Raw genomic sequence first — 24,688 nt, 5'->3', positions numbered from 1 at the left:
GGTTCGGAAGCAGGCGCTGGCCTGCCGAAGAACGTCGGTCATGCCTTCTTTTTGCTGCGGGCAGATTTGGTCCAGACATCGAGGATCACGGCGATCGCTATGATCAGACCCTTGATGATCTGCTGCCAGTACGAGCTGACATTCATGAGATTGAGCATGTTGTTGATGACGCCGATGATCATCGATCCGATGATCGTGCCGGTGATGGTTCCGGTACCGCCCATCAGGCTGGTGCCGCCGACGACGACAGCGGTGATCGCATCGAACTCGTAGCCGACGCCGCCAGCCGGCTGACCGGAGTTGATGCGAGACATCAGGACGATGCCTGCGACAGCGCACAGGATGCCGTTGAAGATGAAAGCCTTCACGACGATACTGTCCGGATTGATTCCGGAAGCGCGTGCGGCTCGCTCATTACCGCCGACCGCATAGACGTATCGGCCGAACTTGGTCTTGTTGAGAAGAATCCAGGATAGGACGACGATGGCCGCAAGAATGGTCACGGAAATCGGCACCGGGCCAAGCGAGCCCTGGCCGATCACCTTGAAGTCGCCTAGTCCCGTCACTGGCGAACCGCCCGTGTAAAGCAGCACAGCGCCGCGTGCCACCGTCGTCATGGCCAAAGTCATGATGAATGACGGGATGCGGAAAAAGGTGATGACGAAGCCGTTGATGACGCCGGTGACGATCCCGACCGCAACACCCGCAGTAACCGCGAGAACGATGCTTCCGGTCATCGCCATCACGCTGGCCGCCAAGACGCCGCAGAGCGCCAGGACAGATCCCAGCGAGACGTCGATATGCCCCAGAATGATGATGAAGGTAACGCCGCAGGCAAGCAGGCTCACCACGACGACTTGACGCAGGACGTTGGTTAGATTGGCCTCTGTCAGAAATGTCGGGCTCAAGATCGAGGCAAGGACGCAGATGCCGACGAAGATCAGGATTGTGCCGTACTTGCGGTAAATCTGGGAGAAGCTGATGGTCCGAGGGAGTGACGTGACCTGACCTTCTCGTTTCACAGCCGCGTCTGCGCGTTCGATGCTCATCAGTGTCCTCCCGTGGCGAGGCGCATGATGTTTTCCTGATCGGCCTCGTCTCTTGTTAGTTCGCCGGTGATCCGGCCTTCGCTCATCACCACCACGCGATCACTCATGCCGAGGATCTCGGGCAGCTCGGACGAGATCATGACGATCGCGAGTCCCTGACGCGCGAACTCGGTCATCAGTCTGTGAATTTCAGATTTCGACCCGACATCGATGCCGCGCGTGGGTTCGTCGAGAATGAGCAGCTTCAGATCACCCAATAGCCATTTGGCCAGGACGATTTTCTGTTGATTGCCGCCGCTGAGGTTCTCCACGATCATTGCCGTATCGGGCGTCTTGATCTGGAGCATACTGATCATGCGCTGCGAGGCTGCCTCTTCCTGCCGCTCGCTGATGAAAAGGCCGGAGGCAAACTTCTTAAGGTTCGCAAGCGAAATGTTCTCGCCGACGGACCGGCAAAGCACCAGGCCTTCCGCCTTGCGATCTTCCGAGACCATGGCGATGCCGTTGGCGATGGCATCCTTCGGCGACGTGAGCTTTAGCGGTTGTCCATTCAGGCGGATCACACCGGCGTCCGCCGCGTCCAGGCCGAAGATCACCCGGGCTACCTCCGTCCGCCCGGCGCCGATCAGGCCGGAAAGGCCAACGATCTCGCAGGCACGCACCTCGAAGCTGACATTTTCGAAAACGCCGTCACGAGAGAGGTTCTCGACGGAAAGGACGATCTCGCCGATCGGCACCTCCTCTTTCGGAAAGATGCTGGAGATCGTGCGGCCAACCATCTGAGAAATCAGCTTTGCGGGCTCGTAGTCGCTCGCCGGCGCGGCAGCGACGAACTGGCCATCACGCATCACCGTGATGTCGTCGGCGATCTGAAAGATCTCGTCCATCTTATGGGTGATGTAGATGATCGCGACGCCCGCTGCTTTCAGGTCTGCGATCTGCCTGAAGAGCATCGTAACTTCCGTGTCGCTGATCGCCGATGTCGGTTCGTCCATGATGACGAGAGAGGCCTCGCGCGAAATCGCCTTGACGATCTCGATGAGTTGCGTCGTCGCGATGGACAGATCTCGCATCTTGGTTTGGGGGCTGTATTTCAGACCCAGACGATCGAGGAGCGCCTGCGTGTCCGAATTCATGCGATCGAAATCGACGAACCGGGACAAAATGCCCGTCCGGCCATAAGCGGGTTCGCGGCCGAGAAAGATGTTTTCGGCGATGGTCATGTCTAGCACCGGGCTGAGTTCCTGATGGATCATCGAGATCCCTCGATCCAGCGCGGCTGCGGCGTTCTGGTGGTCGAGCTTCTCGCCTCTGAAAAGGATCTCTCCGCCGTCGATGGCGTAGATGCCGCTCAGAATCTTCATGAGCGTCGACTTGCCCGCGCCATTTTCCCCAACGAGGACATGGACCGTGCCGGCACGAACCTTCAGACTCATGCCATCGAGCGCGAGAACACCAGGGAACGCCTTGGTGATTGAGCGCATTTCAAGAACGAAACCGGCTCCGCTATCCATAGGCGTGCGATGGCCTTCGCCGCCCGAAGGCGGCGCCACCTTTTGAAAGGTCGCAGACATGAGAGTATTTCCTCCAGATGAGAGAGCTCTCCCAAGCCCTCCTGCCAAACTGGCTTTTACTGGAAGACGAAATTGCGAAAATTTCACAACGTGTCAACGAACTGGTGGATTTTTCTCCCAAAACCTCTCATAAATAACATCAGATAATGAGAGGTTCCCGATGTCTCGTGCAACGATCCCCGACTTGGCAAAGGCCGCAAATGTGAGCATTTCAACGGTCGATCGTGTGCTGAATGGTCGCGATCCCGTGCGTCCGCAGACGGCGGAACGGGTTCTTAGCGCGGCCCGCCAGATCGGCTTTCACGGGGTGACCGCCATCGCTCGCCGACTTGAGCACGACAAGCCGGTGATCAAATTCGGTTTTCTTCTCAAGCAGTCTCACCGCAAGCTCTATCAAATGTGGAGCGACGTCCTCGTTGCAGCGACCGAGGCGTTTCCCGAAGCTCATGGACGAGCAATCGTCAGATTCATGGATGACCTTGCGCCCGACAAGGCTGCCGAGGCGATCTACGCTCTCAGTCGCGAAGCCGACGTCATAGGCATGATCACCTCCGACCATCCGCAGGTGAACCACGCCGTCGATGGTCTGGCGGCAGAAAACATTCCGGTTGTGACCATGATTTCCGATATTTCCACCGCCTCCCGTGCGGCCTATGTCGGCAACGACTGCGTCAAAAAGGGCCGCACGGCCGCGTGGTTCATAGCCGGGCTGAATGGCAACGGTGGCAAAGTTTCAGTCTTCGTCGGAAGTCACCGATATCTGGCCCAGGACCTGAACGAAATGGGCTTTCGGTCGTATTTCCGGGAGAGTGCGCCGGGCTTACAGATGCTGGAGACCGTTGCTACTCTTGAAGAGCCCGAAATTGCCTACGAGGCGACGCGCCGCCTTCTGCAGACCGAGCCGAATTGGGTCGGACTCTACGTTGCCGGCGGCGGCATCACGGGCGTGATGCGAGCCCTGCGGGAGGATGGCGGGCCCGCAGCTAAACGCCTGGTAGTCATCGCACACGAGCTCACGAACGAAACGAGAGCCGGGCTTGCCGAGGGGCTGATCAAGGTCGTCCTGTCTCATCCGGCAAAGTTGCTGGGAGAGACTCTGGTGCACGCAATGGCGGAAGCTCTCGATACCGGCCGATCGGCAACAGTTTCGCAGCACATTGTCCCGTTTGAATTTTACACTGCCACGAATATTTGAAGCTTCTTTCAGCTGCGTATCACATTGTTTTTATGGTGATCCGGCAAAACGTGACTGCCCGGAGGGCATGGATTTTGTCATGCTCCCGGTGCAGATTGGCCACCGGCCGCCTTGGCCTTCAGAATATTGGAGAGGAAATATGAATTGGAAAGCAGTAGCTGCCGCCGCAGCGATGGCAGGAATAGCCTTGGGTTCGGTGACCGCCGCCGACGGCACGCATGATTCGCGCATTGCCCTGATGAAGCAGATCGGCGGGGCGGCCGGCGCCTTGGGAGCCATCGCCAAGGGCACCAAGCCTTACGATGCGGAAGCGGTGAAGACGGCGCTGACGACGATCGCCGCAACGGCCAAGGTTTTCCCCGATCAGTTCAAGCCGGGCACGGAAACGGGCGACGCAGAAGCGAGCCCGAAAATCTGGGAAAACATGGATGATTTCAAGGCGCGCGCCGCGAAGCTCTCCGCCGATGCCGAAACCGCGCTCGCCCAGCTTCCGGCCGATGCCGCGGCTGTCGGCGCCACAGTCAACACGCTCGGCGCCAGCTGCGGCGGCTGTCATAAGGCCTATCGCATCAAGGAGTGAGCGATAGGCCGTTTTGATCAGGAGCAATTCCAGCAAAAGTGTGCAGCGGTTTTGCGTCCGGAATTGCGCAGGCAAAGACATCGATCCGCGCCGGCCTTGCCGCTGGCGCGGATCACCTTATTCTCCGCCCGTGCGGGTTGGTGGCAGAATCGTTCGGCCCGGGAAATCTCGGCAAAAGGGGAGGCGGAGCATGATCCGCAGGTTCATCCGGTTTCTGCTCTGTCTGATCGGCGTCGCCGTGCTCGGCGGAGGCGCCTTCTATCTGGTGACCGCGCCCGATCCGCTGCCGGAGAGCCATTGGGCCGGTCTCGGCGCGCCGGATCCGGCAAACGGTGAGATGGTTTTCTGGGCGGGCGGCTGTGTCAGCTGTCATTCAGCCCCCGGTTCCGAAGGCGATGCCAGGTTGACGCTGTCAGGCGGCCTGGCGCTGAAGAGCCCTTTCGGCACCTTCCACGTGCCGAACATCTCGCCGGATGAAAAGGCCGGCATCGGCGCCTGGACGCTCGCCGAGTTCGGCAACGCGATGAAGCGCGGCGTCGATCCTGATGGCCAGCATCTCTATCCGTCTTTTCCCTATGGCTCCTATTCCCGGATGAGCGACAAGGACGTCAACGATCTCTTCGCCTTCCTGAAGACGCTGCCGAAGAGCGCCAACGTCGCGCCCCCGCATGAGCTGCCGTTCCCCTTCAGCATCCGGCTGGCGCTCGGCGGCTGGAAATTCCTCTATTTCAACGACCAGCCGCGCGTCGCTCTTTCCAAGAGTGACGACAAGATCAAGCGCGGGCAGTATCTCGTCGAAGGCCCCGGTCATTGCGGCGAATGTCACACGCCGCGCGATGCGCTCGGCGGCTTTGAGGCCGGTCAGTGGCTCGCCGGCGCGCCCAATCCGGAAGGCAAGGGCCGCATACCCGATATCACCCCGGCGTCGAAAAGCATCGGCGGCTGGAGCGAGACCGATATCGCCAGCTATCTCGAAACCGGCTTCACCCCCGATTTCGATAGCGTCGGCGGCTCGATGGTCGATGTGCAGCAGAACATCGCCCATCTGCCGGCCGCCGATCGCGAGGCGATTGCCGCCTATCTGAAGGCGGTGCCGGGACGGTAGGACAGATTTGCCTCAAGCGATCGACTGCATGTAGCGCATGCCGGTGACCGGCCGCGGGGTGAAATCCAGCTGTTCGTAGAAGCGGTGCGCCAGCACGTTGCCGGTCGCGGCGCTGACGGAGAGATAACCGCAGCCGGCATTGCGCGCGGTCTCGCGGGCGCGGTCGACGAGCAACTGGCCGGTGCCGTGGCCGCGATGGCCGTCGCGCACGAAGAGATGGTGCAGGTCCATGCCGCGCTTGCCCTCCTGCGCCCTGTAGAGCGGCACGAGAATGGCGTAGCCGATCAGCCCTTCGCCGGTTTCGGCGACCAGCGCCTGGATCCAGGGCAGGGGGCCGAACAGATCGCGCTCCAATTGTTCGGGCGTCGTCCCGGCCGCATCGCCGTGATGGGCGGCCAGCAGGGCGATCATCGCGTTGAGTTCGGGCAGGTCGCGCGGCTTGGCGGTACGGATCGTCACCACCGACGGGCGCATCAATGAAATTTCGCTGTCTTCGATTTCGGTCATGGTCTTCGCGTCCTTTGATAGTCTGCCGTCAGGACGCTGCCGATACAACAAAGCCGCCTGACGGCGGCTTGTTGACAATATGATCTGTCCGGCCGCCCTTTACAGGTACAGCCAAAAATACGAGCGGCTCTGGTGCGCGTTTTTGATCATGACGCATCAATCGTCGGAAACGCGGTCTTTGTCAATGGCCGATTTTCTGTCTTGATAGTATACCCCCCTATGCTACATAAGAGCCCATGTCCCACACCACCCTGCAGAAAAAGAAACTCATCGCCCGCGTCAGCCGCTTGAAGGGTCAGATGGAAGCCGTCGAACGCGCGCTCGAGGCCGAGCGCCCCTGCGGCGAGATATTGCAGTTGCTCGCCTCCGTCCGCGGCGCCCTGACCGGGCTGACCGGCGAGGTGCTGGACGATCATCTGCGCGAACATGTGCTGAATGCCGATGACGATGCCGCGAGAGCAGAGGCGGTCGAGGAGATATCGGAAGTGCTGAGAACCTATATCCGCTGAGTGCCGTGACGAAGGAACCTGTAATGAGTGCTGGCATCGAGAAGGCTGGAACGAACGCCCTGGAGCATGATCATATCTTCCTCGGTGCCGATCATGCGGTGAACGAGCGGCGCATCTGGCTTGTGATCGCGCTGACGGCGGTGATGATGGTGGCGGAAATCGCCGCCGGCACGGCGTACGGCTCCATGGCGCTGGTTGCCGATGGTTGGCACATGTCGACCCATGCCAGCGCGCTTTTGATTTCGGCGCTTGCCTATCTCTTCGCCCGCAAACAGGCGCGCAATCCGCGTTTCACCTTCGGCACCGGCAAGCTCGGCGATCTCGCCGGCTTCGCCAGCGCTATCATCCTCGCCTTGATCGCCCTGCTGATGGCCTGGGAAAGCTGGCTGCGCCTTTCGAACCCGGTGCCGATCGGCTTTGCCCAGGCGATCGCCGTCGCGGTGATCGGCCTTGCCGTCAACCTCGCCAGCGCCTGGCTGCTTGGCGGCGGCCACGCACATCACCACGGCCACCACGCGCATGGTCACCATGCGCACCATCACGGCGACCATGCCCATCACGGTCATGGTGCCCATGCCCATGATCATCACTCCCAAGACCACCACGCAAAGCGCGGCGACAACAATATCCGAGCCGCCTATCTGCATGTCATGGCCGATGCCATGACCTCCGTGCTCGCCATCGCGGCGCTGACGCTCGGCAGCCTCTATGGCTGGCTATGGCTCGATCCGATCATGGGCATCGTCGGCGGCCTGGTTATTGCCAACTGGTCCTGGAGTCTGATGAAATCCTCGGGCGGCGTCCTTCTCGACGTCGTGCCGCACGGCGAGACGTTGCCGGCAGAAATCCGCGACGCGATCGAGACCGAGGAGGACCGGATCACCGATCTGCATGTCTGGCAGGTCGGCCCCGGCCACCACGCCGCCATCGTTGCCGTCGTCACCCCGAGCCCACGCGAACCGGCTTTTTACAAGGGCCGGCTGTCGGCGCTGACGGAATTGTCGCATGTGACGGTCGAGGTCACGCGCGCCGCGTAATCGCCGCGGCGCACGATGGATTGCTCGGCGGACGACTTCGTCGCTCGGCGGACAACAGAGTTGCCGCGGTGACGAGATGCCGCCGCAATCGCCCTTTAGCCCTATCCTCCTCACCGCCGGAGGAATCATGGATCTCAATCTTACCCGCCGCATGCTGATAGGCTCGGCGCTTTGTCTGCCTACCTTGGGCCTGCCTGTGCTCACGCTTCCCGTCCGTGCCGAGGAGAAGGCCGGGGAGGGCGACGACGATATCGAGAAGCGCCTTGCGGCGCTGGAAAAACGCACCGGCGGCCGCCTCGGCGTCTCGGTGCTCGATACCCAGACGAGCATCTCCTTCAACTATCGCGGCAGCGAGGCCTTTCCGATGTGCAGCACCTTCAAGGCGCTGGCCGCGGGCTTCGCGCTTGCCCGCGCCGACAAGGGTCAGGAGAGCCTCGACCGGCGGGTGACCTACGGCAGGGACAAGCTCGTCGACTATTCGCCGCTCAGCGAAAAACACGCCGGCGCCGACGGCATGACCATCACAGAACTCTGCGAGGCGGCAGTGACCGTCAGCGACAATACCGCCGGCAACCTGCTGCTCGAAAGTTTTGGCGGCCCGGCCGGGCTGACCGACTGGCTGCGTTCGATCGGCGACGGTACCACCCGCCTCGACCGCACCGAACCGACGCTGAACGAGGGCAAAAAGGACGATCCGCGCGACACGACGACACCGGACGCGATGCTCGACACGCTCGGCAACCTGACCCTCGGCTCGATCCTCACGGAAGCCTCCTCGGACCGGCTGATCGCCTGGCTGGTGGCAAGCACGACCGGCGGAGAGCGGCTGCGGGCCGGCCTGCCTAAGGAGTGGAAAGTCGGCGACAAGACCGGAACCGGCCCGAACGGCTCCCTCGGCGATATCGCCGTGATCTGGCCCCCCGACCGCGGCCCGATCGTCGCCGCCGTCTATATCGCAGAGGCGACCGCGCCGGTGAAGGAGCTCAACCCGGTCTTTGCCGAGGTTGGGCGGATGATTGTCGAGATGGTTTGAATCGGGAGAGGATACGACGGCTGTTCGGTGTGCAAGTGAAAACCCCTCCCCAACCCCTCCCCACAAGGGGGAGGGACTAAGCTGTGTTGTCCGGCGGCAACCAAAAGCAGAGGTCTTGCTGGCTGTTACCGTTCGACGGATTGATACGATAGAGTTTATGTGAAGCGGTGCGGCATCTTAGCCCCTCCCACTTGTGGGGAGGGGTTGGGGAGGGGTTTTCCTTCCGCAACGAGAGGGCAGCCTCCCATCACGGCAGCGTATAAGCAATCACATAATCACCGGGCTTGGTGCCGACCGAGCCGTGGCCGCCGGCGACCATGACGACATATTGTTTGTTGTCGCTTGTCGTGTAGGTCATCGGTGTCGCCTGGCCGCCGGCGGGAAGCCGCGCCTGCCAGAGTTCTCGCCCGTTCGTCACGTCATAGGCGCGCAGATAGTTGTCGACCGCGGCGCCGAGGAAGGCGACGCCGCCCTTGGTCAGCATCGGTCCGCCGATGCCGGGCACGCCCACCTTGAAGGGCAGGGGCAGGGGCGTCATGTCGTGCACGGTGCCGTTCTTGTGCATATAGGCGATCTTGCCGGTGCGCAGGTCGACGCCGGCGACATAGCCCCATGGCGGCGCCTGGCAGGGGATTTTCAAGAGCCCGAGGAACGGCCCCATGAAGACGCCGTAGGGTGCGCCGTCATTGCGGTTCAGCCCCTGTTCGCTGCCCTTCTCGTCCTGGCCGCGCGGCGGAATGTCGGCGGCCGGCACCAGACGCGAGGTGAAGGCGAGATAGGTCGGCATGCCGAACATGATCTGCCGCTCGGGATCGACCGCGACGCTGCCCCAGTTGAAGGTTCCGAAATTGCCAGGATAGACGATCGTGCCTTCAAGCGACGGCGGCGTATAGCGGCCCTCGTAGCGGTAGCGGTGAAAATCGATGCGACAGGCGAGTTGGTCGAACAGCGACACGCCCCACATGTCCTTTTCCTTGAGCGGCTCGGGCGAAAAGGTGAGGTCGGAGATCGGCTGCGTCGGCGCGGTATGATCGCCCGAAATCGCGCCGCCGGGTGCCGGGATCTCCTTGACCGGGATGATCGGCTCGCCGCTGCGCCGGTCGAGCACATAGAGATCGCCCTGCTTGGTCGGGCCGACGAGGGCGGGAACCACCGTGCCATCAGGCTTCGTCAGGTCGATCAGCGCCGGCTGGGCCGGCACGTCCATATCCCAGAGATCGTGATGCACCGTCTGGCGCACCCAGCGCAGCTGGCCGGTGGCGATATCGAGGGCGACGATCGACGAGGAGAATTTCTCGACATTGTCGCTGCGGTTGATGCCGAGCTGGTCGGGCACCTGGTTGCCGAGCGGGATGTAGACCATGCCGAGGCCCTCATCGACGCTGAAGACCGACCAGCTGTTCGGCGAATTGGTCGTATAGGTCTGGCCGGCGGCAAGCGGTGTCGTCACATCGGGATTGCCGGAATCCCAGTTCCAGATCAGCGCGCCGGTCTTGATGTCGAAGGCGCGGATGACACCGGATTGCTCCTCGGTCGAATAATTGTCGTTCACTGCCCCGCCGACGATGATCTTGCCCGCCACCGCCACCGGCGGCGAGGTGGAATAATAATAACCGGCCGGATTATAGCGCATGCCGGCTTCCAGATGCAGCACGCCCTGATCGGCAAAGCCGGTGCAGACCTTGCCGTCCGCCGCATCGAGCGCGATCAGCCGGGCATCCGAGGTCGGCAGGTAGACGCGTTCGGCGCAGGGCTGGCCGGCGGCGACATCGGGATCGGCATAGTAGGTGACGCCGCGGCAGGTCTGGTGCTGCCGGTCGGGGTTCATGCCGGAGTTGGCGTCGTATTTCCATTTCTCCTTGCCGGTCTTGGCGTCGAGGGCGATCGCCCAATTGTGCGGGGTGCAGAGATAAAGCGTGTCCTTCACCTTCAGCGGCGTCACCTGATAGGTCGTCTCGCCGACATCCTCAGGCCGCTTGACGTCGCCGGTCTGGTATCGCCACGCCTCCTTCAGGCTGGCGACATTCTCCGTGGTGATCTGGTCGAGCGGCGAATAACGCTGGCCGAAGGGCGTGCGGCCATATTGATGCCATTCGCCATCCGGCACATTGCCGCCGAAAGCGGGATTGGCGGCGACCTGATCCTTCGGCAGCTCTCCGGCAAGATCGTGCGGATCCGTGGTCATCGAATAGAGGGCGACGAGGATGGCGAGAAGAACCGGCACGGCGAGCGGCCAGGGATTGGCGCCATAGGTGATCCCGGTCGGGCTGCGAAAGCCGAGCGGCCGGCGGATCCAGGGCGTCAGCAGCCAGAGCCCGAGCAGAATGATCATGCCGCCGCGAGGCCCAAGCTGCCACCAGTCGAAGCCGACCTCCCAGATCGCCCAGGCGAGTGCCGCGACGACGAGCACCGCATAGACCCAGAGCGCCACCGCCTTGCGCATCAGAAGCAGCCCGGCGGTGATCAGGAACATCAGCCCGGCGAACAGATAGAAGACGCTGCCGCCGAGCGTGACGAGCCAGAGCCCTCCGCCGCCGAGCGTAAGCCCGATGATGATGAAGAGGATAGAGGTGATGACGATCGCCATAAGGCTGTCTCCCGCTTGATTTAGCCGGGTGAAGGGGCGGCGGAAAATCGCCGCCGATCAGCCAGATAGCGCGAGGGAGATGCCTTTCAACGGCCGCATTTGCCGCAGGGTGAAATCACGGCGCGGTTGTAGTAATGACGGCCGCCGGCTCGAACCGATAGGGATCTAACGGCGCTCACGTCCCGCAGAAGGTCGCGAGCACCCTCTCGTGCGGCTTCGGCGGCTCGCTATAGGGGGCAAAATCGGGCTGGTCCTCATAGGGCCTGGCGAGCACCGAAAGCAGCGCCTCGAAGCGCGAGAAATCGCCGTTTTCGACCGCCGCCTCGATCGCCTGTTCGACCCGGTGATTGCGCGGTATGAAGGCCGGGTTGACGCTGCGCATGGCGGCGGCGCGCTCGCCGGCGGTCTGTGGATCGCGTGACAGCCGCTCGCGCCATTGCGAGAGCCAGGTACGGCTGGCCTCCGCCTCGCGGAAACTTGCGGCAAAGGCGGACACCGCCGCCTCATCACCGGCAAGATCCGACAGGCGGCGGAAAGTCAGGGTGAAATCGGCACTTTGCGCCTGCATCAGCGACAGCAGCGCCTGCACCAGTTCAAGATCGCCATCCTCTTCGCCGGCAAGGCCGATTTTCTCACGCATCCCAGCCAGCCAACGCGCCTGGAAGCGTTCGCCATAGGCGCGGATCACGCCATTCGCCTTGTCGACCGCGCCGTCCGGCTCTTCGTCGATCAGCGGCAGCAGCGTCTCGCCGAGCCTTGCGAGGTTCCATTGGCCGATGCCGGGCTGGTTGGCATAGGCGTAGCGGCCATGCTGGTCGATCGACGAGAAGACGGTCGCCGGATCATAGGCATCCATGAAGGCGCAGGGGCCGAAATCGATCGTCTCGCCGGAAACCGTCATATTGTCGGTGTTCATCACCCCATGGATGAAGCCGACATGCAGCCAGCGGGCAATCAGTGCCGCCTGGCGCTCGGAGACTGCCTCGAACAGGGAAAGGTAGGGATTGTCAGCATCTTTCAGCGCGGGATAGTGCCGGTCGATGACATAATCTGCAAGCGCCCGCACACCGTCGGTATCGCCCCGCGCCGCAAAATACTGGAAGGTGCCGACCCGGATGTGGCTGGCCGCCACCCGGGTGAAGACCGCACCCGGCAGCACCTCTTCGCGATAGACAGGCTCGCCCGTGGTCACCGCCGCCAGCGCCCGCGTGGCGGGAATGCCGAGGGCAAACATCGCCTCGCTGACGATATATTCGCGCAGCACCGGCCCGATTGCCGCCCGCCCGTCGCCGCGGCGGGAAAACGGGGTCGGCCCGGCGCCCTTCAGCTGGATATCGAAGCGCCTGCCGCTCCGGTCGATCACCTCGCCGAGCAGGATCGCCCGCCCGTCGCCGAGTTGCGGCGAGAAACCGCCGAACTGATGGCCGGCATAGGCCATCGCCAGCGGTTGCGCGCCTTCGGGAACGAGATTGCCGGAAAAGATCGCCGCGCCGTCGCGCCGCAGCGCCTCGACGTCGAGCCCGAGTTCGGCCGCCAGCGGTTCGTTGAGCTTGATCAGCCAGGGCTCCGCCACTTGAGTCGGCGCCTGCGCCGCAAAGAAACGCTGCGGCAGGCCGGCATAGCTGTTGTCGAAGGCAAAGGCCGCGCGGGGCCGGTTTTTCTCAAGAGCGGAGGTCATGATCGATAGGTAGGGCCGGGTGGTCTGCGGCGCAAGCTCTTCACAAAGCATGAGGCCGATGCAAGCAATCGTGATCTGCTTTTCCCTCTCGTCAAAGCTGCTTTGCCATAAAGGACATAGCGCCGCCATGATCGCAGGCGTATACCAAATCGTCTCCCCTTGGCATTACGCCATGTCATCCCCCGCGGCCCTGCAGCCTCGTGTGCTCCGCCGCGCCACCGCGAGTGATTCCGGACGATGTCGGATCAGATTTACCAGGCGCCGATGGTTCGGCGCGTCGCGCCCAATTTCCGGGTGATTGCGATGATCGTCGCGAGCGCGATGCTGATGGAAAACATCGACGCAACCGTGCTGGCGACCGCGCTTCCCACCATGGCGCGCGATTTCGCCGTCAGCGCGCCTGCCATGTCGATTGCGCTCACCTCCTATCTCCTCAGCCTGGCGATCTTCATTCCGGCGAGCGGCCGGATGGCCGACAGTTTCGGCTCCCGCACCGTCTTCCGCGCGGCGATCGCCGTCTTCGTGATCGGCTCGATCCTCTGTGCGCTGGCGCCGACGCTGTCCTTCCTGGTGCTGGCGCGGCTGCTGCAGGGCCTGGGCGGCGCGATGATGATGCCGGTCGGACGCCTGGTGCTGATGCGCAGCGTCGCCCGCAAGGATATGGTCAGCGCCATGTCCTGGCTGCTGGTGCCGGCGCTGATCGGCCCGATCGTCGGCCCGCCGCTCGGCGGCTTCTTCGTCACCTATCTCGACTGGCGCTGGATCTTCTACATCAACGTGCCGGTCGGCATCATCGGCATGATCTTCGTCTCGATCTATATCGACGAGGTCAAGGGCAAGGCGAGTGGTCCCTTCGATACGATCGGCTTCGTGCTCTCCGGCCTCTCGCTCGGCTCGCTGCTTTTCGGCTTCGAAATGTCGAGCCACGAAGGCGAGGGCGCCTTCTCGATCTTCCTGATCGCCCTCGGCCTGCTCTTCGGCATCGCCTATCTCAGGCATGCCCGCCGGCATCCGTCGCCGATCATGGATTTCTCGCTGATGAAGGTGCCGAGCTTCGGTACATCGGTCATTGCAGGTTCGCTGACGCGCATCACCCAAGGCGCGCAGCCCTTCCTGCTGCCGCTGCTCTTCCAGATCGGCTTCGGCCTGTCGGCTGCCGCGGCCGGCCAGATCGTCATCGCCACGGCGCTCGGCGCGCTCGCCATGAAGCCGATGGCGAAGTTCGTCTTCCGCCGGCTGGGCTTCCGCCGCAGCCTCGTCCTCAACGGCATCTTCGGCACCGTCGGTTACGGCCTCTGCGCCGCCTTCCGGCCGGATTGGCCGATGCCGCTGATCTTCATCGTCCTGGTGCTCAGCGCCTTCTTCCTGTCGTTCCAGTTCACCGCCTATAACACCATCGCCTATGACGAGATCGACAAGGAGCGGATGAGCTCGGCCACGAGCTTCTACACCACCTTCCAGCAGCTGATGCTGTCGCTCGGCATTTGCATCGGGGCCTTGGCGCTGCACGGCTCGATGGCCTTCAACAATGTCGAAACGCCTGAGCTCAGCGATTTCTCCACCGCCTTCATCGTCGTCACCATCATCTCGATCACCGCCACCTTCTGGAACTTGCGCTTCTCCGCGACCGCCGGCGAGGAGATCAGCGGTTACAAGGCGAAGCGAACGAAACCTGCCGCTGAAGGCTGACGCGACGCGCGTGAAAACAAAGGCTTGAGGTCCCTCGCTTGAATCAAACTCTGCGCCGGTCCCTCAGCCTTCCATCGTTGCCGCCATGTCCGCAAGCTTGCGCACGGTGTTGAGGTTGCGCGAGGTTCCGGGCTTCAGCGCCGGCAGCTTCAGCTTCGAGCGGCCGGAACCGTTGGGATAATGCACATAGATTTCGCAGGTCCCGAGCTTCGCTTCCTCGCCATCGGGCGCCACCATCTTTTCGAGTGCATCGGCGGGCGGATTTTCGGGGAGGAAATAGACGAGCAGAAAATTCGGCTTGGCGTCGGGGAAGGGCGCGTTGGCGGCAATCGCGTCGAGTTCCTTAGCGCTCCGCACCATCACGCCCGGCCGCTTGCCCATCTTCTGACCGAGCGCCGCGTCGAGCTTTTCCTCTACGACCGTTGCGGAATCACCCGAGCGGAACAGCACATTGCCGCTCTGGATGTAGGTTTTCACATCCGTGAAGCCGAGGTCTTCGCAGGTTGCCTTCAGCTCGGCCATCGGCAAGGAGCCGGTGCCGCCGACGTTCACAGCACGCAGGAGGGCGATGTAAATTGGCATTTCCTCTTCCCTCGGCTGTTGTACCGTGCCAGCCCCCTCTGCCCTGCCGGCCCCACAGGTGGGGAGATTGGCTGGGAGCGCTGGCTTGCCCAAACAAGTGACGTCGCGGCCCGGTGAAACGATAGACGGACGCGAAGGTTTGGCGACTTGCCGATCTCCCCACCTGTGGGGGGTCCGAAGGACGGGCGAGACCCGTGGCTCGCCCCGGGCCCGGCAGGGCAGAGGGGGGCAACCACGGCACGCCTTACGCTATTCCCCTCTATCAACCCCTCACATCTTCCCCGCCACCTTGATCGCAAACGCATACTCAAACGCAATCTCCTCCAGCCGCTGGAAGCGCCCGGACGCGCCGCCGTGGCCGGCGTCCATATTGGTCTTGAGCAGGATCGGTGCGGCGCCGGTGGTCTCCTCACGCAGCTTGGCCACCCATTTGGCCGGCTCCCAATAGGTGACGCGCGGGTCGGTCAGGCCGCCGAGCGCCAGGATCGGCGGGTAGGCTTTGGCGCCGACATTGTCGTAGGGCGAATAGGCGGCGATCTGCTCGTATTCTTCGCGGCTGTCGATCGGGTTGCCCCATTCCGGCCATTCCGGCGGGGTGAGCGGCAATGTGTCGTCGAGCATGGTGTTGAGCACGTCGACGAAGGGAACGGCGGCGATGATGCCGGAAAACTTCTCCGGCGCCATGTTGGCGACCGCGCCCATCAGCATGCCGCCGGCCGAGCCGCCCTCGGCGATGATCTTCGCGTAAGAGGTGAACTTCTGTTGATTCAGATAATCGGCCGCGGCGACGAAATCCTTGAAGGTATTCGTCTTCTTCTCCATCTTGCCGTCTTCGTACCAGGCGAAACCCTTGTCCTTGCCGCCACGGATATGGGCGATGGCATAGACGAAGCCGCGGTCGGCGAGCGACAGGCAATTGGTGTTGAAGCCGGCCGGAATGGTGATGCCGTAGGCGCCGTAGCCATAGAGCAGGCAGGGCGCGGTGCCGTCGAGCGGCGTGTCCTTGCGATAGAGCAGGGTGACCGGCACCGTCTCGCCGTCCCATGCCGGGGCGAAGACGCGGCGGGTGACGTAGTCGTCGGGATTGTGGCCCGACGGCACCTCCTGCGTCTTCAACAGCGTGCGCTCACGCGTCACCATATTGTAGTCGTAGAGCTGCGACGGCGTCGTCATCGAGGAATAGGAGAAGCGGATGACATCGGTGTCGTATTCGGCGGCACCCGAAAGCCCCAGCGAATAGGCTTCCTCGGCAAAGGCGATCGCATGTTCCTCGCCGGTCTTGCGGTCGCGGATCATGATCTGCGGCAGCCCGTCCTTGCGCTCCAGCCAGAGGAGATGGCGGGCATAGGCCATATGGCTGATAACAAGCGTGCCGGGCTTGTGGGCGACCACTTCGCGCCAGTTTTCCTTGCCCGGATTGTCCACCGGCGCTTCCATGATCTTGAAATCCTTGGCGCCGCCGTCATTGGTGAGAATGTAGAAGATGTCGCCGCCCTCGGTCAGCGAATATTCGATGCCTTCCTCGCGCGCCGCCACCAACTTTGGCTCCGCCGTCAGATCCTTGGTCGACAGCAGCCGGTATTCGCTGGTTTCGTGGTCGTGAATGTCGATATAGATGACATCGTCGAGCAGCGAGCCGCCGACGCCCATGAAGAAGCCGGCATCGGCTTCCTCATAGACCAGCCGGTCCGCCGATTGCGGCTGGCCGACAATATGGTGGAACACCTTCGAGGGCCGGTGGTTCTCGTCGAGCGCCGAATAGAAGAAGCTCTTGCCGTCAGGCGCCCAGACGCCGCCGCCGCCGGTATTCTCGATCACGTCGTCGAGATCCTGGCCGCTCGAGAGGTCGCGCACCTTCAGCGTGAAGAACTCCGAGCCCTTGTCGTCATAGCCCCAGATGCCGTGGCTGTGATCGCTCGTATGGTCGAGGCCGGCGAGGCGGAAATACGCTTTGCCGGCGGCTTCCTTGTCGCCGTCGAGCAGCACCGTGCGGATCGTCTCGTCGGCAACGTCGCCGTCGCGGGCGATGCGGAAATAGCGCGGCTGTTCGCCGCCGGTGACATAAAACGTGCCATAGGCATAGGCGCCGTCCTTCATCGGCACCGAGCTGTCATCTTCCTTGATGCGGCCGCGCATTTCGGAAAACAGCACCTTCTGCAGCGGCTTGGTGTCCTCCATCGCCGCGTTCATATAGGCGTTTTCGGCTTCGAGATGCTGGCGGATCTCGGGATCGAGGATCGAAGGATCCTTGAACATCGCCTGCCAGTTATCGGCGCGCAGCCAGGCATAATCGTCCGTGCGGGTAATGCCGTGGCGCGTATCGGAGACGGGCTTCTTCGGGGCGGCGGGCGGTGTCGGCAGGCTCTTGAAAACGGACAAGGAATGGCTCCGGATCGGGATATCGTGTTGGCAAGAGATAGAGGCGCGCCGCCGCCGGATCAAGCGGCAAGACTGCGCCAAGGGTGCGGGTGACCTTCCACAGGCAAGGCGGCGGCTCGGCTCGCCCTGCCTTGATGTCACCACAATATTTAAGAATGTCCGCTATCGCAGAGCGAAAATTGCACGTGCCAAGCCCCCGGCAAGCTGCCCGGGGCAGGGTGAAGAATGGACAACAGCAAGGGATTTTCTCAGCAATGCCGAAACGTCTGCTCCTGTTCGTATCCCTCATCGGCCTTGCCGCCCCCGCCTTTGCCGTCGATCCGGCCATCAAGAAGCAGCTGGAAAAACTCGATCCCTCGACGCGTCTGGAGCAGAGCTGCGACACCGAGGCGATGAGCCGCATCAACCAGGACAGCACCGGTTTCAAGCCCGACAAGGTGATCGCCTATACCTTCAAGGACCCGATCCCCGGCGACAATTCGCTGCAGGCGCCGGGCGCGGTCTTCCGCAGCAAGGGCGACTGGTACCATCTCTCCTACAATTGCATCACCGGCCCGCAGCATATCAATGTGCGCGAGCTCAATTACCAGATCGGCGACAAGGTGCCGCGCGAGAAGTGGGACAAATATTATCTCTACGATTAATGCCTTTGCCTTTGTTCGAGCAGCCGCGGTGACATCCGGCCACATGGCGCCATAGAGAAGCAGCCGCTAAAATCGGCCGACGAAATCGTAGAAGTTCCATATGAACCGTATCCTGCTCGCTTCGGCGTTGCTTTTCGCCGCCCTCTCAGCCGCCTTGGCGGATGAAATGCCGCCAGCGCCGCCGGCCGCACTTCCGGCAACAAAGACGCCTGAAGTAAAACTCGTCGAGCCGCATCTGCATATCGCCCGCTCCAACCTTGCCGGCCATGCCCGCATCGCGCTGACCTTCGATGCCTGCATGGGGCAGGCAGACGAGCGCATCCTGTCGACCCTGGTGCGCGAGCGCATCCCGGCGACGATCTTCGTCACCGCCCGCTGGCTGAGGCACAACCCCGCTGCCCTTGCCGTGTTCCTGCAGAATCCCGATCTGTTCGAACTGGAAAATCACGGAGAGAACCATATTCCGGCCGTCGATACGCCGACGCTGATTTACGGCATCGCCTCGGCCGGCTCGCCGCAGGCGGTGAAGCAGGAAGTCGAGGGCGGCGCCGCGGCGATGACCGCGGCCGGCATTCCGGCACCCCACTGGTTCCGCGGCTCAACCGCCAAATACGACCTTTCCGCCATCGGCGAAATCCGCGCCATGGGCTATCGCATCGCCGGTTATTCGGTAAACGGCGATGGCGGCTCGCTGCTCGGCGCCGTGATCACCGAAAAACGCATCGCCTCGGCCAAGGACGGCGATGTCGTCATCTCCCACATCAACCAGCCGACCCATGCGGCAGGCGAGGGGGTAGCGAAGGCGCTAGTTGATCTGAAGGCGAAGGGCACGGAATTTGTTCGTCTGGAGGACGTCGAGGATATGGGCGACGATCGGACGACGGAGTAAATTCTGTAAGGGCTGCCACGGCACGCTCGTTAATCCCAAGCCTTTACCTCAACTCACTCCCAGCCCCCAGCCTATCCTCCCCAAACCGCCGCAGGCCCGGCCCATCCCGGTCGAGCGCGAAATCCTCGAACCAGTCGCGATGCATGCCGGCCAGCATGGCGCCGATCATCTGGGCGGCGAGATAGGAGAAGGTGATGCCGTTGCCGCCGTAGCCGTAGGCGGCAAGGACATGCGGCATGCCGGGCACGGGACCGATCAGCGGCAGGCCGTCGGCGGTTTCGCCGAAGGTTCCGCACCAGGCGTGTTCCACCCGCGTATCGGCTTTCGGCCATAGCCGCTTCATCTTCTCGCGAATTGCCATGATCTTTGCCGGCAGCTTGTGGTCGCGGGCTTCGGGATCGGCCGTGCCGTCATCCTCGCCGCCGGCGACGATGCGATCATCCTCGGTCGTGCGCATGTAGAGATAGGGGTGGCTGTCCTCCCAGATCAGCGCCCTGTCGCGCCAGAAATTTTCGGGGTCCTGGGGTACGGTGGCGAGCGCCCAGCTCGAACTGGTGCGGTGCAGCTTCGGCATATCGATGCCCGGCATCGAATAGCCGGTCGCAAGCACGGCGCGCCGCGCCTCGATGACATGGCCTGCGTCCGTCTCCGCGGTGACGTGATCGCCTTCGCTGTGAAGCGCCGTGACGGAAGCGTTGACCAGCCGCGCGCCGCGGCGGACGGACATTTCGAGCAATGCCCAGGTCAGCAGCAGCGGATCGGCCTCGGCCGAACCCGGCGAATAGATCGCGCCGTCCCGGTCCAATTCGAACTGGGTGAAGAGATCGGGATGTTCGAGGTAGACGCCGGGCAGACCGGCCCGGCGGCGCAACTGGCGCTCCTCCAGCAGATCGCGCGCCCCTTCCTGGTTGGCGGCGAGATAGAGCGTGTTGCGCGGCCGGAAGCCGCAGGCAATCCCGTGTGCGGCGATCAGCTTGGAAAGGCCGGCGACCGCTGCTCCGCTGCGGCGGTAGATGCCGGCGGCGCGTTCGAAGCCGTAATAATCCTCCAGCTCGGTGAGCGTGCTGTCGATTTCCCATTGCAGCATCGCCGTGCTCGCCGCGGTACTGCCGAAACCGGGTTGCTCTCGGTCGATGATGACAACGGAAAAGCCGCGCGCCGTCAGATGTTCGGCAACCAATGCGCCGGTGATGCCGCCGCCGATCACGGCGACGTCGGCGGAAAAACTCTGCTCGATCGGCCGCCATTCCGGCCGAACCCCGCTTTCCCCCCAGAGAGAGCGGCCGCTGACCATCTGGTCGTGATCGGAGTCCTCGAGATCGAGATCAGATGCCACGGACGTCTCCCCGGTTGCTCATTTCGGCAATTGCGGCTGCGGCTTTTCCTCGATCAGCAATTCCTCGATGATGGTGATGACGATCAGCGACAGCGGCAGGGCCAGCATGGCGCCGACGGCCCCCCACATCCATGTCCAGAACAGGATGGCGAGGAAGACGATAAAGGGATTGATTTCCAGCCGCCGTCCCATCACCGCCGGGAAGATCAGGTTTTCCATGACGAGATGCACGGTAAAGAAGGCCGCGGCCGGCATCAGCCCGATGACGAGGTCATCATGGGTGAGGATGCCGGCGACCGCGACCGCAAACGTCATCAGCGTGATGCCGAGATAGGGAATGAAGCTCGACAGGAAGGCGAAGAAGCCCCAGAGCACCGGCGCCGCCAGCCCGCCCGCATAGGCGATGATCGTCATGACGACGCCGAGCCCGACATAGATCAGCGAGGCGGTGGCGAAATAGAAGCCGAGCACCTGCTCGACGGCATTGATGACGCGGATCGCTGCCAGCCGCTGCGTGCGGGTACGGAAGGTCATGATGACGGTCTTGCGCAGGTTGACCCGGCTGGCGAGGAAGAGCAGCAGCGCCGCAAAGAAGATCAGCCCCTGCACCAGCGCCGGCGTCAGGCTTGTTGTCACCACATGCAGCACGTTGCCGGTGTTTTCGAGCAATGCGCCGATCGACATCGGCCCGCTTTCGAACGTCGCCGGGGTGATATGCAGCCATTCGATGCGCTCGAGATAAGGCATGACGCGGTTGATGGTCCGCTCGGCAAAAGCCGGCCCCTCATTGGCAAGCGTCATCAGCGGGCCGGCGAGCGAGTTGATCAGCAGGAAGATCACCAGAGCCACGCTGCTCGACAGCATGACGGCGTTGGCAAGCCGCGGCACGCCCATCCGGCTGAGTTTTTCCGCCGCCATGCCGAGGATCATGCCGACGACGACGGCAAGCGTGATCGGGATCAGGATCAGCGACATCAGGTAGACGGCGGCCAGCCCCAGAATGCCGAAGATGCCGATGATCGCCCAGGCCATGCTGATATCCAGCCCGTCCTTCTCCAGCCGATGCAGCGGTGCCGCCGGCAGCTCTTCGGCTGCCTCCCTCAGCGTCTGCGCCCAGGCGCTGGTGCGGCGTTCGCCGATCGCGATCTTCTTGGCCTGTTTGCGGATGCCATTGGCGATGCCCATGCGGTGAGGTTCCCCGAAGCCCCATTGCTTCGTGACGGAAACGCGCCGACGCGGTTCCGGTTCCGTGGGGGCCGCCAGGGCGCTTGCCGCGTGTCTTCACGCGGATGGCATTATCCCGCGTGAACGACTGTCATGGCACGGAAATTACGCCGAAAGCGTCAGGCCGATCCCCCAGGGGTCCCTGAGGAAGGTACCGCCATCGCGCGTCTCGCTCTTGATCTCCAGCGCATCGAGCTTGGAGATCGCCGCATCCAGCGTCGCCTTGTCGTTGAACCGGAGCTTGTAGTCCGAAAGCCCGGTCATATTGTCGGCGCGTGCCGTAGCACCCCGGCTGTTCCAGATATTGGCGGCGATATGATGATGGTAGCCGCCGGTCGCAAAGAAACTTGCGCCGGGACGGCTCGCCATCAGCTTGAGTCCGAGCACGTCGCGGTAAAAGGCGTCCGCTTGTGGAATATCGCCGACCTGCAGATGCAGGTGGCCGATCGCCGTTCCATCAGCCATGCCGCCCCAGCGCTCGTCAGGTGCGCTGTCATAGAGCGCCTGCAGGTCGAGGCGCAGCGTCGCCATCTCCACCATGCCGTCCTGCTGGAACTTCCATTGTTCATGCGGCCGGTCGGCATAGATTTCGATGCCGTTGCCTTCGGGGTCGGACAGATAGATCGCCTCGCTGACGAGGTGGTCCGAGGCGCCGTCGAGCACGACATTGTTGTGAGCCGCATGGCGCAGCCAGCGTGCGAGTTCGCCCCGATCCGGCATCAGGAAGGCGGTGTGGAAGAGACCGGCGGCATTGCGCGGCGCGATGGCGGCATCTTTGGCGGTCGTCAGCGTCAGCAGCGGCAGATCGCCGACCCCCAACACTTGCCCGCTCGCCGTCTTCTCGATGACCTTCAGGCCGAGCATCGATTGATAGAAGCCTGAAACAAGATCGAGGTCCGCCACGACGAGATGCGACTGGTCGATATAGGCGGGCCGCGTCAGCGCATAGGAAGTTTCGGTCGTCATGGATTGTTCTCCTGCCACGGATCTGGCCTGTAAAATGGAGGGCGCGCCGGCGGTGGCGGCAAATGTGCCGCCCGCAGCAAGGCCGAGGAAGTTTCGCCGGTTCATTCGCCACTGTCTCCTCTGGCCTGCCGTACTTGATACCTATATGGCCGATTGCGATTGTTCACAGAAGTCCGGTTTTTGACGATGAACTGTTGAGCAGGCGTTGACGATGATTTGCGCCCACTTGATCGCGGTCAAAGCGTCCATATCTTCTTTAGAGGATACTTATACATCTCAGTCATGGAGGGAGCCATGTACAGGAAGATCATCGTCGCGATCGCGCTCGGCGGCATCGAAAAGGGAGAGAAGATACTCCGCAAGGCCGCGTCCTTGCTCGACGACGGCGGCGAAATCGTCGCGCTCAACGTTATCGAGGATGTGCCGACCTATGTCGCCATCGAACTGCCGGCCAATATGGTCGAGGACGCCATGCAGGACAGCCGCGACCAGTTGCACGCGCTGATCGCCTCAACCGGCATTGCGGCAACCGTGGAGATCCGCAACGGCCCGCCCGCCAAAGCAATCATCTCGACCGCCGAAAGTTACGGTGCCGACCTCATCATCGTCGCTTCGCATGTTCCGGATTTTTCCAACTACTTCATCGGCGCCACCGCCGACCGGGTCGTGCGCCACGCCAAATGCTCGGTGCTGGTCGACCGGCAAAAGGTTTGATTTGCGCGAGTCGTCCCGCCGCCAAACAGCCTGTCACGAAGATTTACCGGCCGTGCGCTTTGCCGCGGTTGCGCGCCCGTTCGTTCGATGCGACGATTGCAATCGGGTCTGAAACGGATTGGCGTGCATGGCCGAGTTCAACGGCATTCGCTGGGCTTACGACAGATATGAACTGATCGCCGACGGTATCGTCCATGGCGTCGGTCTCGTGCTGGCGCTGATCGGGGCCACGGTGCTGATCTTCTACGCCACGCTCTGGAGTTCCAATGGCGCGCTCGCCGCCGCCTGGATCTATGGCGTCGGGCTGGTGCTGACGCTTGCCATTTCCTTTTCCTACAATGCCTGGCCGGTCTCGCGCACCAAATGGTATCTGCGCCGCTTCGATCATTCGGCGATCTTCCTGTTGATCGCCGCCACCTACACGCCTTTCCTCGAACGCGGCGCCGACGATCCGCTGCTCCTCTTCATGCTGGTGGCGATCTGGCTGTTTGCCGCCGCCGGCATCGTGCTGAAATGCGTCTTCCCCGACCGTTACGACCGTCTTGCCATCCTCCTTTACCTCGCCATGGGCTGGAGCGGCGTGCTGGTGGCCGGCCCTGTGGCCGCGCGCATTCCCACCGCCTCGATGCTGCTGATCGTCATCGGCGGCGTCATCTATTCGCTCGGCGTCATCTTCCATGTCTGGGAGAAGCTGCGCTTCCAGAACGCCATCTGGCACGCTTTCGTCGTCACCGCCGCGGCCGTGCATTATTCGGCCGTCTTCACTTGCTTCAGCCTGTCGGCGCCGGGTGTCTGACAAGGGCTGTTCCCGAAGCAGCCGGCATGCTGCATCCGCCGTTTACATCTTCAGGAGCGGGGCGTATGCCATCCCGGCAGTCAATTCGAACCGGGCCATCATGACAGACGCCGTCCTCCTCCGCGACGCCACCGAAGCTGATCTTTCCGCTATCCGCGATATCTACAATCACGCCGTCGAACACACGACGGCGATCTGGAACGATACGCTGGTCGATCTCGAAAACCGGCGGGAATGGATGAGGGCGCGTAAGGGCCGCGGCTTTCCTGTCATCGTCGCCGAGCTGTCGGGCAAGGTCGCGGGCTACGCCTCCTATGGCGATTGGCGGGCCTTCGACGGCTATCGTCACACGGTCGAGCATTCCGTCTATGTCGATAAGGATTGCCGCGGCGCCGGCGTCGGCGAGCGGCTGATGCGCGAACTGATCGTCCGGGCGGTCGCCGGCAATATCCATGTGATGATCGCCGGCATCGAGGCCGAGAATACCGCTTCGATCCGGTTGCATGAAAAACTCGGTTTCCGCATCGCCGGCAGATTTTCCGAGGTCGGCACCAAGTTCGGCCGCTGGCTGGACCTCACCTGCATGGAGCTTCGCCTGCCCTCGGTCTGATCCGG

At 62.6% G+C, this 24,688-nt stretch carries 22 protein-coding genes; 12 read left to right on the top strand and 10 right to left on the bottom strand.

Annotated features, from left to right (window positions below; genetic code table 11):
- Positions 1-38: 38 nt before the first annotated feature.
- Both AF337_RS26535 and AF337_RS26530 read right to left on the bottom strand, forming a co-directional pair.
- Positions 39-1,049 (bottom strand): ABC transporter permease, encoded by a 1,011-nt coding sequence (locus tag AF337_RS26535; protein WP_049734466.1) that lies wholly within the window; start codon positions 1,047-1,049, stop codon positions 39-41.
- Positions 1,049-2,623 carry a sugar ABC transporter ATP-binding protein gene (locus AF337_RS26530; protein ID WP_049734465.1) on the bottom strand — a complete coding sequence of 525 codons (1,575 nt, stop codon included), beginning with the start codon at positions 2,621-2,623 and terminating at the stop codon, positions 1,049-1,051. The genes AF337_RS26535 and AF337_RS26530 overlap by 1 nt, the downstream gene beginning before the upstream one ends.
- A 160-nt stretch (positions 2,624-2,783) precedes the next feature.
- Here AF337_RS26530 and AF337_RS26525 point away from each other — a divergent pair, with 160 nt between their 5' ends.
- The 3 genes from AF337_RS26525 (at position 2,784) to AF337_RS26515 (ending at position 5,503) form a co-directional block, all read left to right on the top strand.
- Complete coding sequence (locus tag AF337_RS26525; RefSeq protein WP_049734464.1) at positions 2,784-3,818, top strand: LacI family DNA-binding transcriptional regulator; 1,035 nt, start codon at positions 2,784-2,786, stop codon at positions 3,816-3,818.
- 139 nt (positions 3,819-3,957) lie between these two features.
- Positions 3,958-4,398 carry a c-type cytochrome gene (locus AF337_RS26520; RefSeq protein WP_049734463.1) on the top strand — a complete coding sequence of 147 codons (441 nt, stop codon included), beginning with the start codon at positions 3,958-3,960 and terminating at the stop codon, positions 4,396-4,398.
- Between the two features lie 190 nt (positions 4,399-4,588).
- Positions 4,589-5,503 carry a c-type cytochrome gene (locus tag AF337_RS26515; RefSeq protein WP_049734462.1) on the top strand — a complete coding sequence of 305 codons (915 nt, stop codon included), beginning with the start codon at positions 4,589-4,591 and terminating at the stop codon, positions 5,501-5,503.
- A 12-nt stretch (positions 5,504-5,515) separates the two neighbouring features.
- Here AF337_RS26515 and AF337_RS26510 read toward each other — a convergent pair whose 3' ends face one another.
- Positions 5,516-6,010: a GNAT family N-acetyltransferase gene (locus AF337_RS26510; RefSeq protein ID WP_049734461.1), complete on the bottom strand. Its 495-nt coding sequence runs from the start codon at positions 6,008-6,010 to the stop codon at positions 5,516-5,518.
- A 236-nt stretch (positions 6,011-6,246) separates the two neighbouring features.
- Here AF337_RS26510 and dmeR point away from each other — a divergent pair, with 236 nt between their 5' ends.
- The 3 genes from dmeR (at position 6,247) to bla (ending at position 8,589) form a co-directional block, all read left to right on the top strand.
- Positions 6,247-6,519: a Ni(II)/Co(II)-sensing transcriptional repressor DmeR gene (gene dmeR, locus AF337_RS26505; RefSeq protein ID WP_049734460.1), complete on the top strand. Its 273-nt coding sequence runs from the start codon at positions 6,247-6,249 to the stop codon at positions 6,517-6,519.
- A 23-nt stretch (positions 6,520-6,542) separates the two neighbouring features.
- On the top strand, positions 6,543-7,556 hold the full coding sequence (gene dmeF, locus AF337_RS26500; protein ID WP_049734459.1) for a CDF family Co(II)/Ni(II) efflux transporter DmeF: 1,014 nt from the start codon (positions 6,543-6,545) through the stop codon (positions 7,554-7,556).
- Between the two features lie 127 nt (positions 7,557-7,683).
- On the top strand, positions 7,684-8,589 hold the full coding sequence (gene bla / locus AF337_RS26495) for a class A beta-lactamase (protein WP_049734458.1): 906 nt from the start codon (positions 7,684-7,686) through the stop codon (positions 8,587-8,589).
- Between the two features lie 247 nt (positions 8,590-8,836).
- Here the strand turns inward: bla and AF337_RS26490 are convergent, their stop codons facing one another.
- Both AF337_RS26490 and AF337_RS26485 read right to left on the bottom strand, forming a co-directional pair.
- Positions 8,837-11,176 carry a glucose/quinate/shikimate family membrane-bound PQQ-dependent dehydrogenase gene (locus AF337_RS26490; protein ID WP_049734457.1) on the bottom strand — a complete coding sequence of 780 codons (2,340 nt, stop codon included), beginning with the start codon at positions 11,174-11,176 and terminating at the stop codon, positions 8,837-8,839.
- 175 nt (positions 11,177-11,351) lie between these two features.
- The gene (locus AF337_RS26485; RefSeq protein WP_049734581.1) at positions 11,352-12,854 is read right to left on the bottom strand and encodes a protein adenylyltransferase SelO; all 1,503 of its coding nucleotides are present in this window, start codon (positions 12,852-12,854) and stop codon (positions 11,352-11,354) included.
- A 237-nt stretch (positions 12,855-13,091) separates the two neighbouring features.
- Between AF337_RS26485 and AF337_RS26480 the strand changes: the two genes are divergently transcribed.
- Entirely contained in the window at positions 13,092-14,543 is a 1,452-nt protein-coding gene (locus AF337_RS26480; protein WP_049734456.1) for an MFS transporter, read from the top strand.
- A gap of 63 nt (positions 14,544-14,606) precedes the next feature.
- Here the strand turns inward: AF337_RS26480 and AF337_RS26475 are convergent, their stop codons facing one another.
- Positions 14,607-15,125, bottom strand: a complete 519-nt coding sequence (locus AF337_RS26475; RefSeq protein WP_049734455.1) for a DUF1697 domain-containing protein — start codon at positions 15,123-15,125, stop codon at positions 14,607-14,609.
- Positions 15,126-15,395: 270 nt separating this feature from the next.
- The gene (locus tag AF337_RS26470) at positions 15,396-17,504 is read right to left on the bottom strand and encodes a S9 family peptidase (protein ID WP_049734454.1); all 2,109 of its coding nucleotides are present in this window, start codon (positions 17,502-17,504) and stop codon (positions 15,396-15,398) included.
- A gap of 254 nt (positions 17,505-17,758) precedes the next feature.
- On the opposite strand from AF337_RS26470, the gene AF337_RS26465 reads away from it, so the two are divergent.
- Together AF337_RS26465 and AF337_RS26460 are read left to right on the top strand one after the other, a co-directional pair.
- The gene (locus AF337_RS26465) at positions 17,759-18,148 is read left to right on the top strand and encodes a DUF930 domain-containing protein (RefSeq protein WP_049734453.1); all 390 of its coding nucleotides are present in this window, start codon (positions 17,759-17,761) and stop codon (positions 18,146-18,148) included.
- Positions 18,149-18,248: 100 nt separating this feature from the next.
- Entirely contained in the window at positions 18,249-19,037 is a 789-nt protein-coding gene (locus AF337_RS26460) for a polysaccharide deacetylase family protein (RefSeq protein WP_049734452.1), read from the top strand.
- A gap of 43 nt (positions 19,038-19,080) precedes the next feature.
- Here AF337_RS26460 and AF337_RS26455 read toward each other — a convergent pair whose 3' ends face one another.
- From AF337_RS26455 to AF337_RS26445, 3 genes are all read right to left on the bottom strand, one after another.
- A complete protein-coding gene (locus AF337_RS26455; protein ID WP_049734451.1) occupies positions 19,081-20,373 on the bottom strand; it encodes an NAD(P)/FAD-dependent oxidoreductase in 1,293 nt (430 codons plus the stop codon).
- 18 nt (positions 20,374-20,391) lie between these two features.
- A complete protein-coding gene (locus AF337_RS26450) occupies positions 20,392-21,558 on the bottom strand; it encodes an AI-2E family transporter (protein WP_049734450.1) in 1,167 nt (388 codons plus the stop codon).
- A gap of 144 nt (positions 21,559-21,702) precedes the next feature.
- Positions 21,703-22,668 (bottom strand): VOC family protein, encoded by a 966-nt coding sequence (locus tag AF337_RS26445; protein WP_193393662.1) that lies wholly within the window; start codon positions 22,666-22,668, stop codon positions 21,703-21,705.
- A 189-nt stretch (positions 22,669-22,857) separates the two neighbouring features.
- Here AF337_RS26445 and AF337_RS26440 point away from each other — a divergent pair, with 189 nt between their 5' ends.
- The 3 genes from AF337_RS26440 to AF337_RS26430 all read left to right on the top strand — a co-directional run bounded on the left by AF337_RS26440 (position 22,858) and on the right by AF337_RS26430 (position 24,683).
- Positions 22,858-23,277 (top strand): universal stress protein, encoded by a 420-nt coding sequence (locus AF337_RS26440; RefSeq protein WP_049734449.1) that lies wholly within the window; start codon positions 22,858-22,860, stop codon positions 23,275-23,277.
- Between the two features lie 127 nt (positions 23,278-23,404).
- Complete coding sequence (trhA, locus tag AF337_RS26435) at positions 23,405-24,073, top strand: PAQR family membrane homeostasis protein TrhA (RefSeq protein ID WP_049734448.1); 669 nt, start codon at positions 23,405-23,407, stop codon at positions 24,071-24,073.
- Positions 24,074-24,173: 100 nt separating this feature from the next.
- Positions 24,174-24,683: a GNAT family N-acetyltransferase gene (locus AF337_RS26430; protein ID WP_049734447.1), complete on the top strand. Its 510-nt coding sequence runs from the start codon at positions 24,174-24,176 to the stop codon at positions 24,681-24,683.
- Positions 24,684-24,688: the final 5 nt, after the last annotated feature.

The organism is Rhizobium ecuadorense, from assembly GCF_001187535.1.
In the GTDB taxonomy this organism is placed as follows: Bacteria; Pseudomonadota; Alphaproteobacteria; order Rhizobiales; family Rhizobiaceae; genus Rhizobium; species Rhizobium ecuadorense.
This window is presented reverse-complemented; position numbering and strand designations above follow the sequence as displayed.

Bases quoted from the DNA above. Each gene is read 5' to 3' on its own strand.
- AF337_RS26475 (WP_049734455.1), bottom strand. From the start codon at position 15,125: ATGCCAATTTACATCGCCCTCCTGCGTGCTGTGAACGTCGGCGGCACC.
- bla (WP_049734458.1), top strand. From the start codon at position 7,684: ATGGATCTCAATCTTACCCGCCGCATGCTGATAGGCTCGGCGCTTTGT.
- trhA (WP_049734448.1), top strand. From the start codon at position 23,405: ATGGCCGAGTTCAACGGCATTCGCTGGGCTTACGACAGATATGAACTG.
- dmeF (WP_049734459.1), top strand. From the start codon at position 6,543: ATGAGTGCTGGCATCGAGAAGGCTGGAACGAACGCCCTGGAGCATGAT.
- AF337_RS26485 (WP_049734581.1), bottom strand. From the start codon at position 12,854: ATGACCTCCGCTCTTGAGAAAAACCGGCCCCGCGCGGCCTTTGCCTTC.
- AF337_RS26450 (WP_049734450.1), bottom strand. From the start codon at position 21,558: ATGGGCATCGCCAATGGCATCCGCAAACAGGCCAAGAAGATCGCGATC.
- AF337_RS26515 (WP_049734462.1), top strand. From the start codon at position 4,589: ATGATCCGCAGGTTCATCCGGTTTCTGCTCTGTCTGATCGGCGTCGCC.
- AF337_RS26530 (WP_049734465.1), bottom strand. From the start codon at position 2,623: ATGTCTGCGACCTTTCAAAAGGTGGCGCCGCCTTCGGGCGGCGAAGGC.
- AF337_RS26480 (WP_049734456.1), top strand. From the start codon at position 13,092: ATGTCGGATCAGATTTACCAGGCGCCGATGGTTCGGCGCGTCGCGCCC.
- AF337_RS26490 (WP_049734457.1), bottom strand. From the start codon at position 11,176: ATGGCGATCGTCATCACCTCTATCCTCTTCATCATCATCGGGCTTACG.
- AF337_RS26525 (WP_049734464.1), top strand. From the start codon at position 2,784: ATGTCTCGTGCAACGATCCCCGACTTGGCAAAGGCCGCAAATGTGAGC.
- AF337_RS26510 (WP_049734461.1), bottom strand. From the start codon at position 6,010: ATGACCGAAATCGAAGACAGCGAAATTTCATTGATGCGCCCGTCGGTG.
- AF337_RS26430 (WP_049734447.1), top strand. From the start codon at position 24,174: ATGACAGACGCCGTCCTCCTCCGCGACGCCACCGAAGCTGATCTTTCC.
- AF337_RS26520 (WP_049734463.1), top strand. From the start codon at position 3,958: ATGAATTGGAAAGCAGTAGCTGCCGCCGCAGCGATGGCAGGAATAGCC.
- AF337_RS26445 (WP_193393662.1), bottom strand. From the start codon at position 22,668: ATGAACCGGCGAAACTTCCTCGGCCTTGCTGCGGGCGGCACATTTGCC.
- dmeR (WP_049734460.1), top strand. From the start codon at position 6,247: ATGTCCCACACCACCCTGCAGAAAAAGAAACTCATCGCCCGCGTCAGC.
- AF337_RS26535 (WP_049734466.1), bottom strand. From the start codon at position 1,049: ATGAGCATCGAACGCGCAGACGCGGCTGTGAAACGAGAAGGTCAGGTC.
- AF337_RS26465 (WP_049734453.1), top strand. From the start codon at position 17,759: ATGCCGAAACGTCTGCTCCTGTTCGTATCCCTCATCGGCCTTGCCGCC.
- AF337_RS26460 (WP_049734452.1), top strand. From the start codon at position 18,249: ATGAACCGTATCCTGCTCGCTTCGGCGTTGCTTTTCGCCGCCCTCTCA.
- AF337_RS26440 (WP_049734449.1), top strand. From the start codon at position 22,858: ATGTACAGGAAGATCATCGTCGCGATCGCGCTCGGCGGCATCGAAAAG.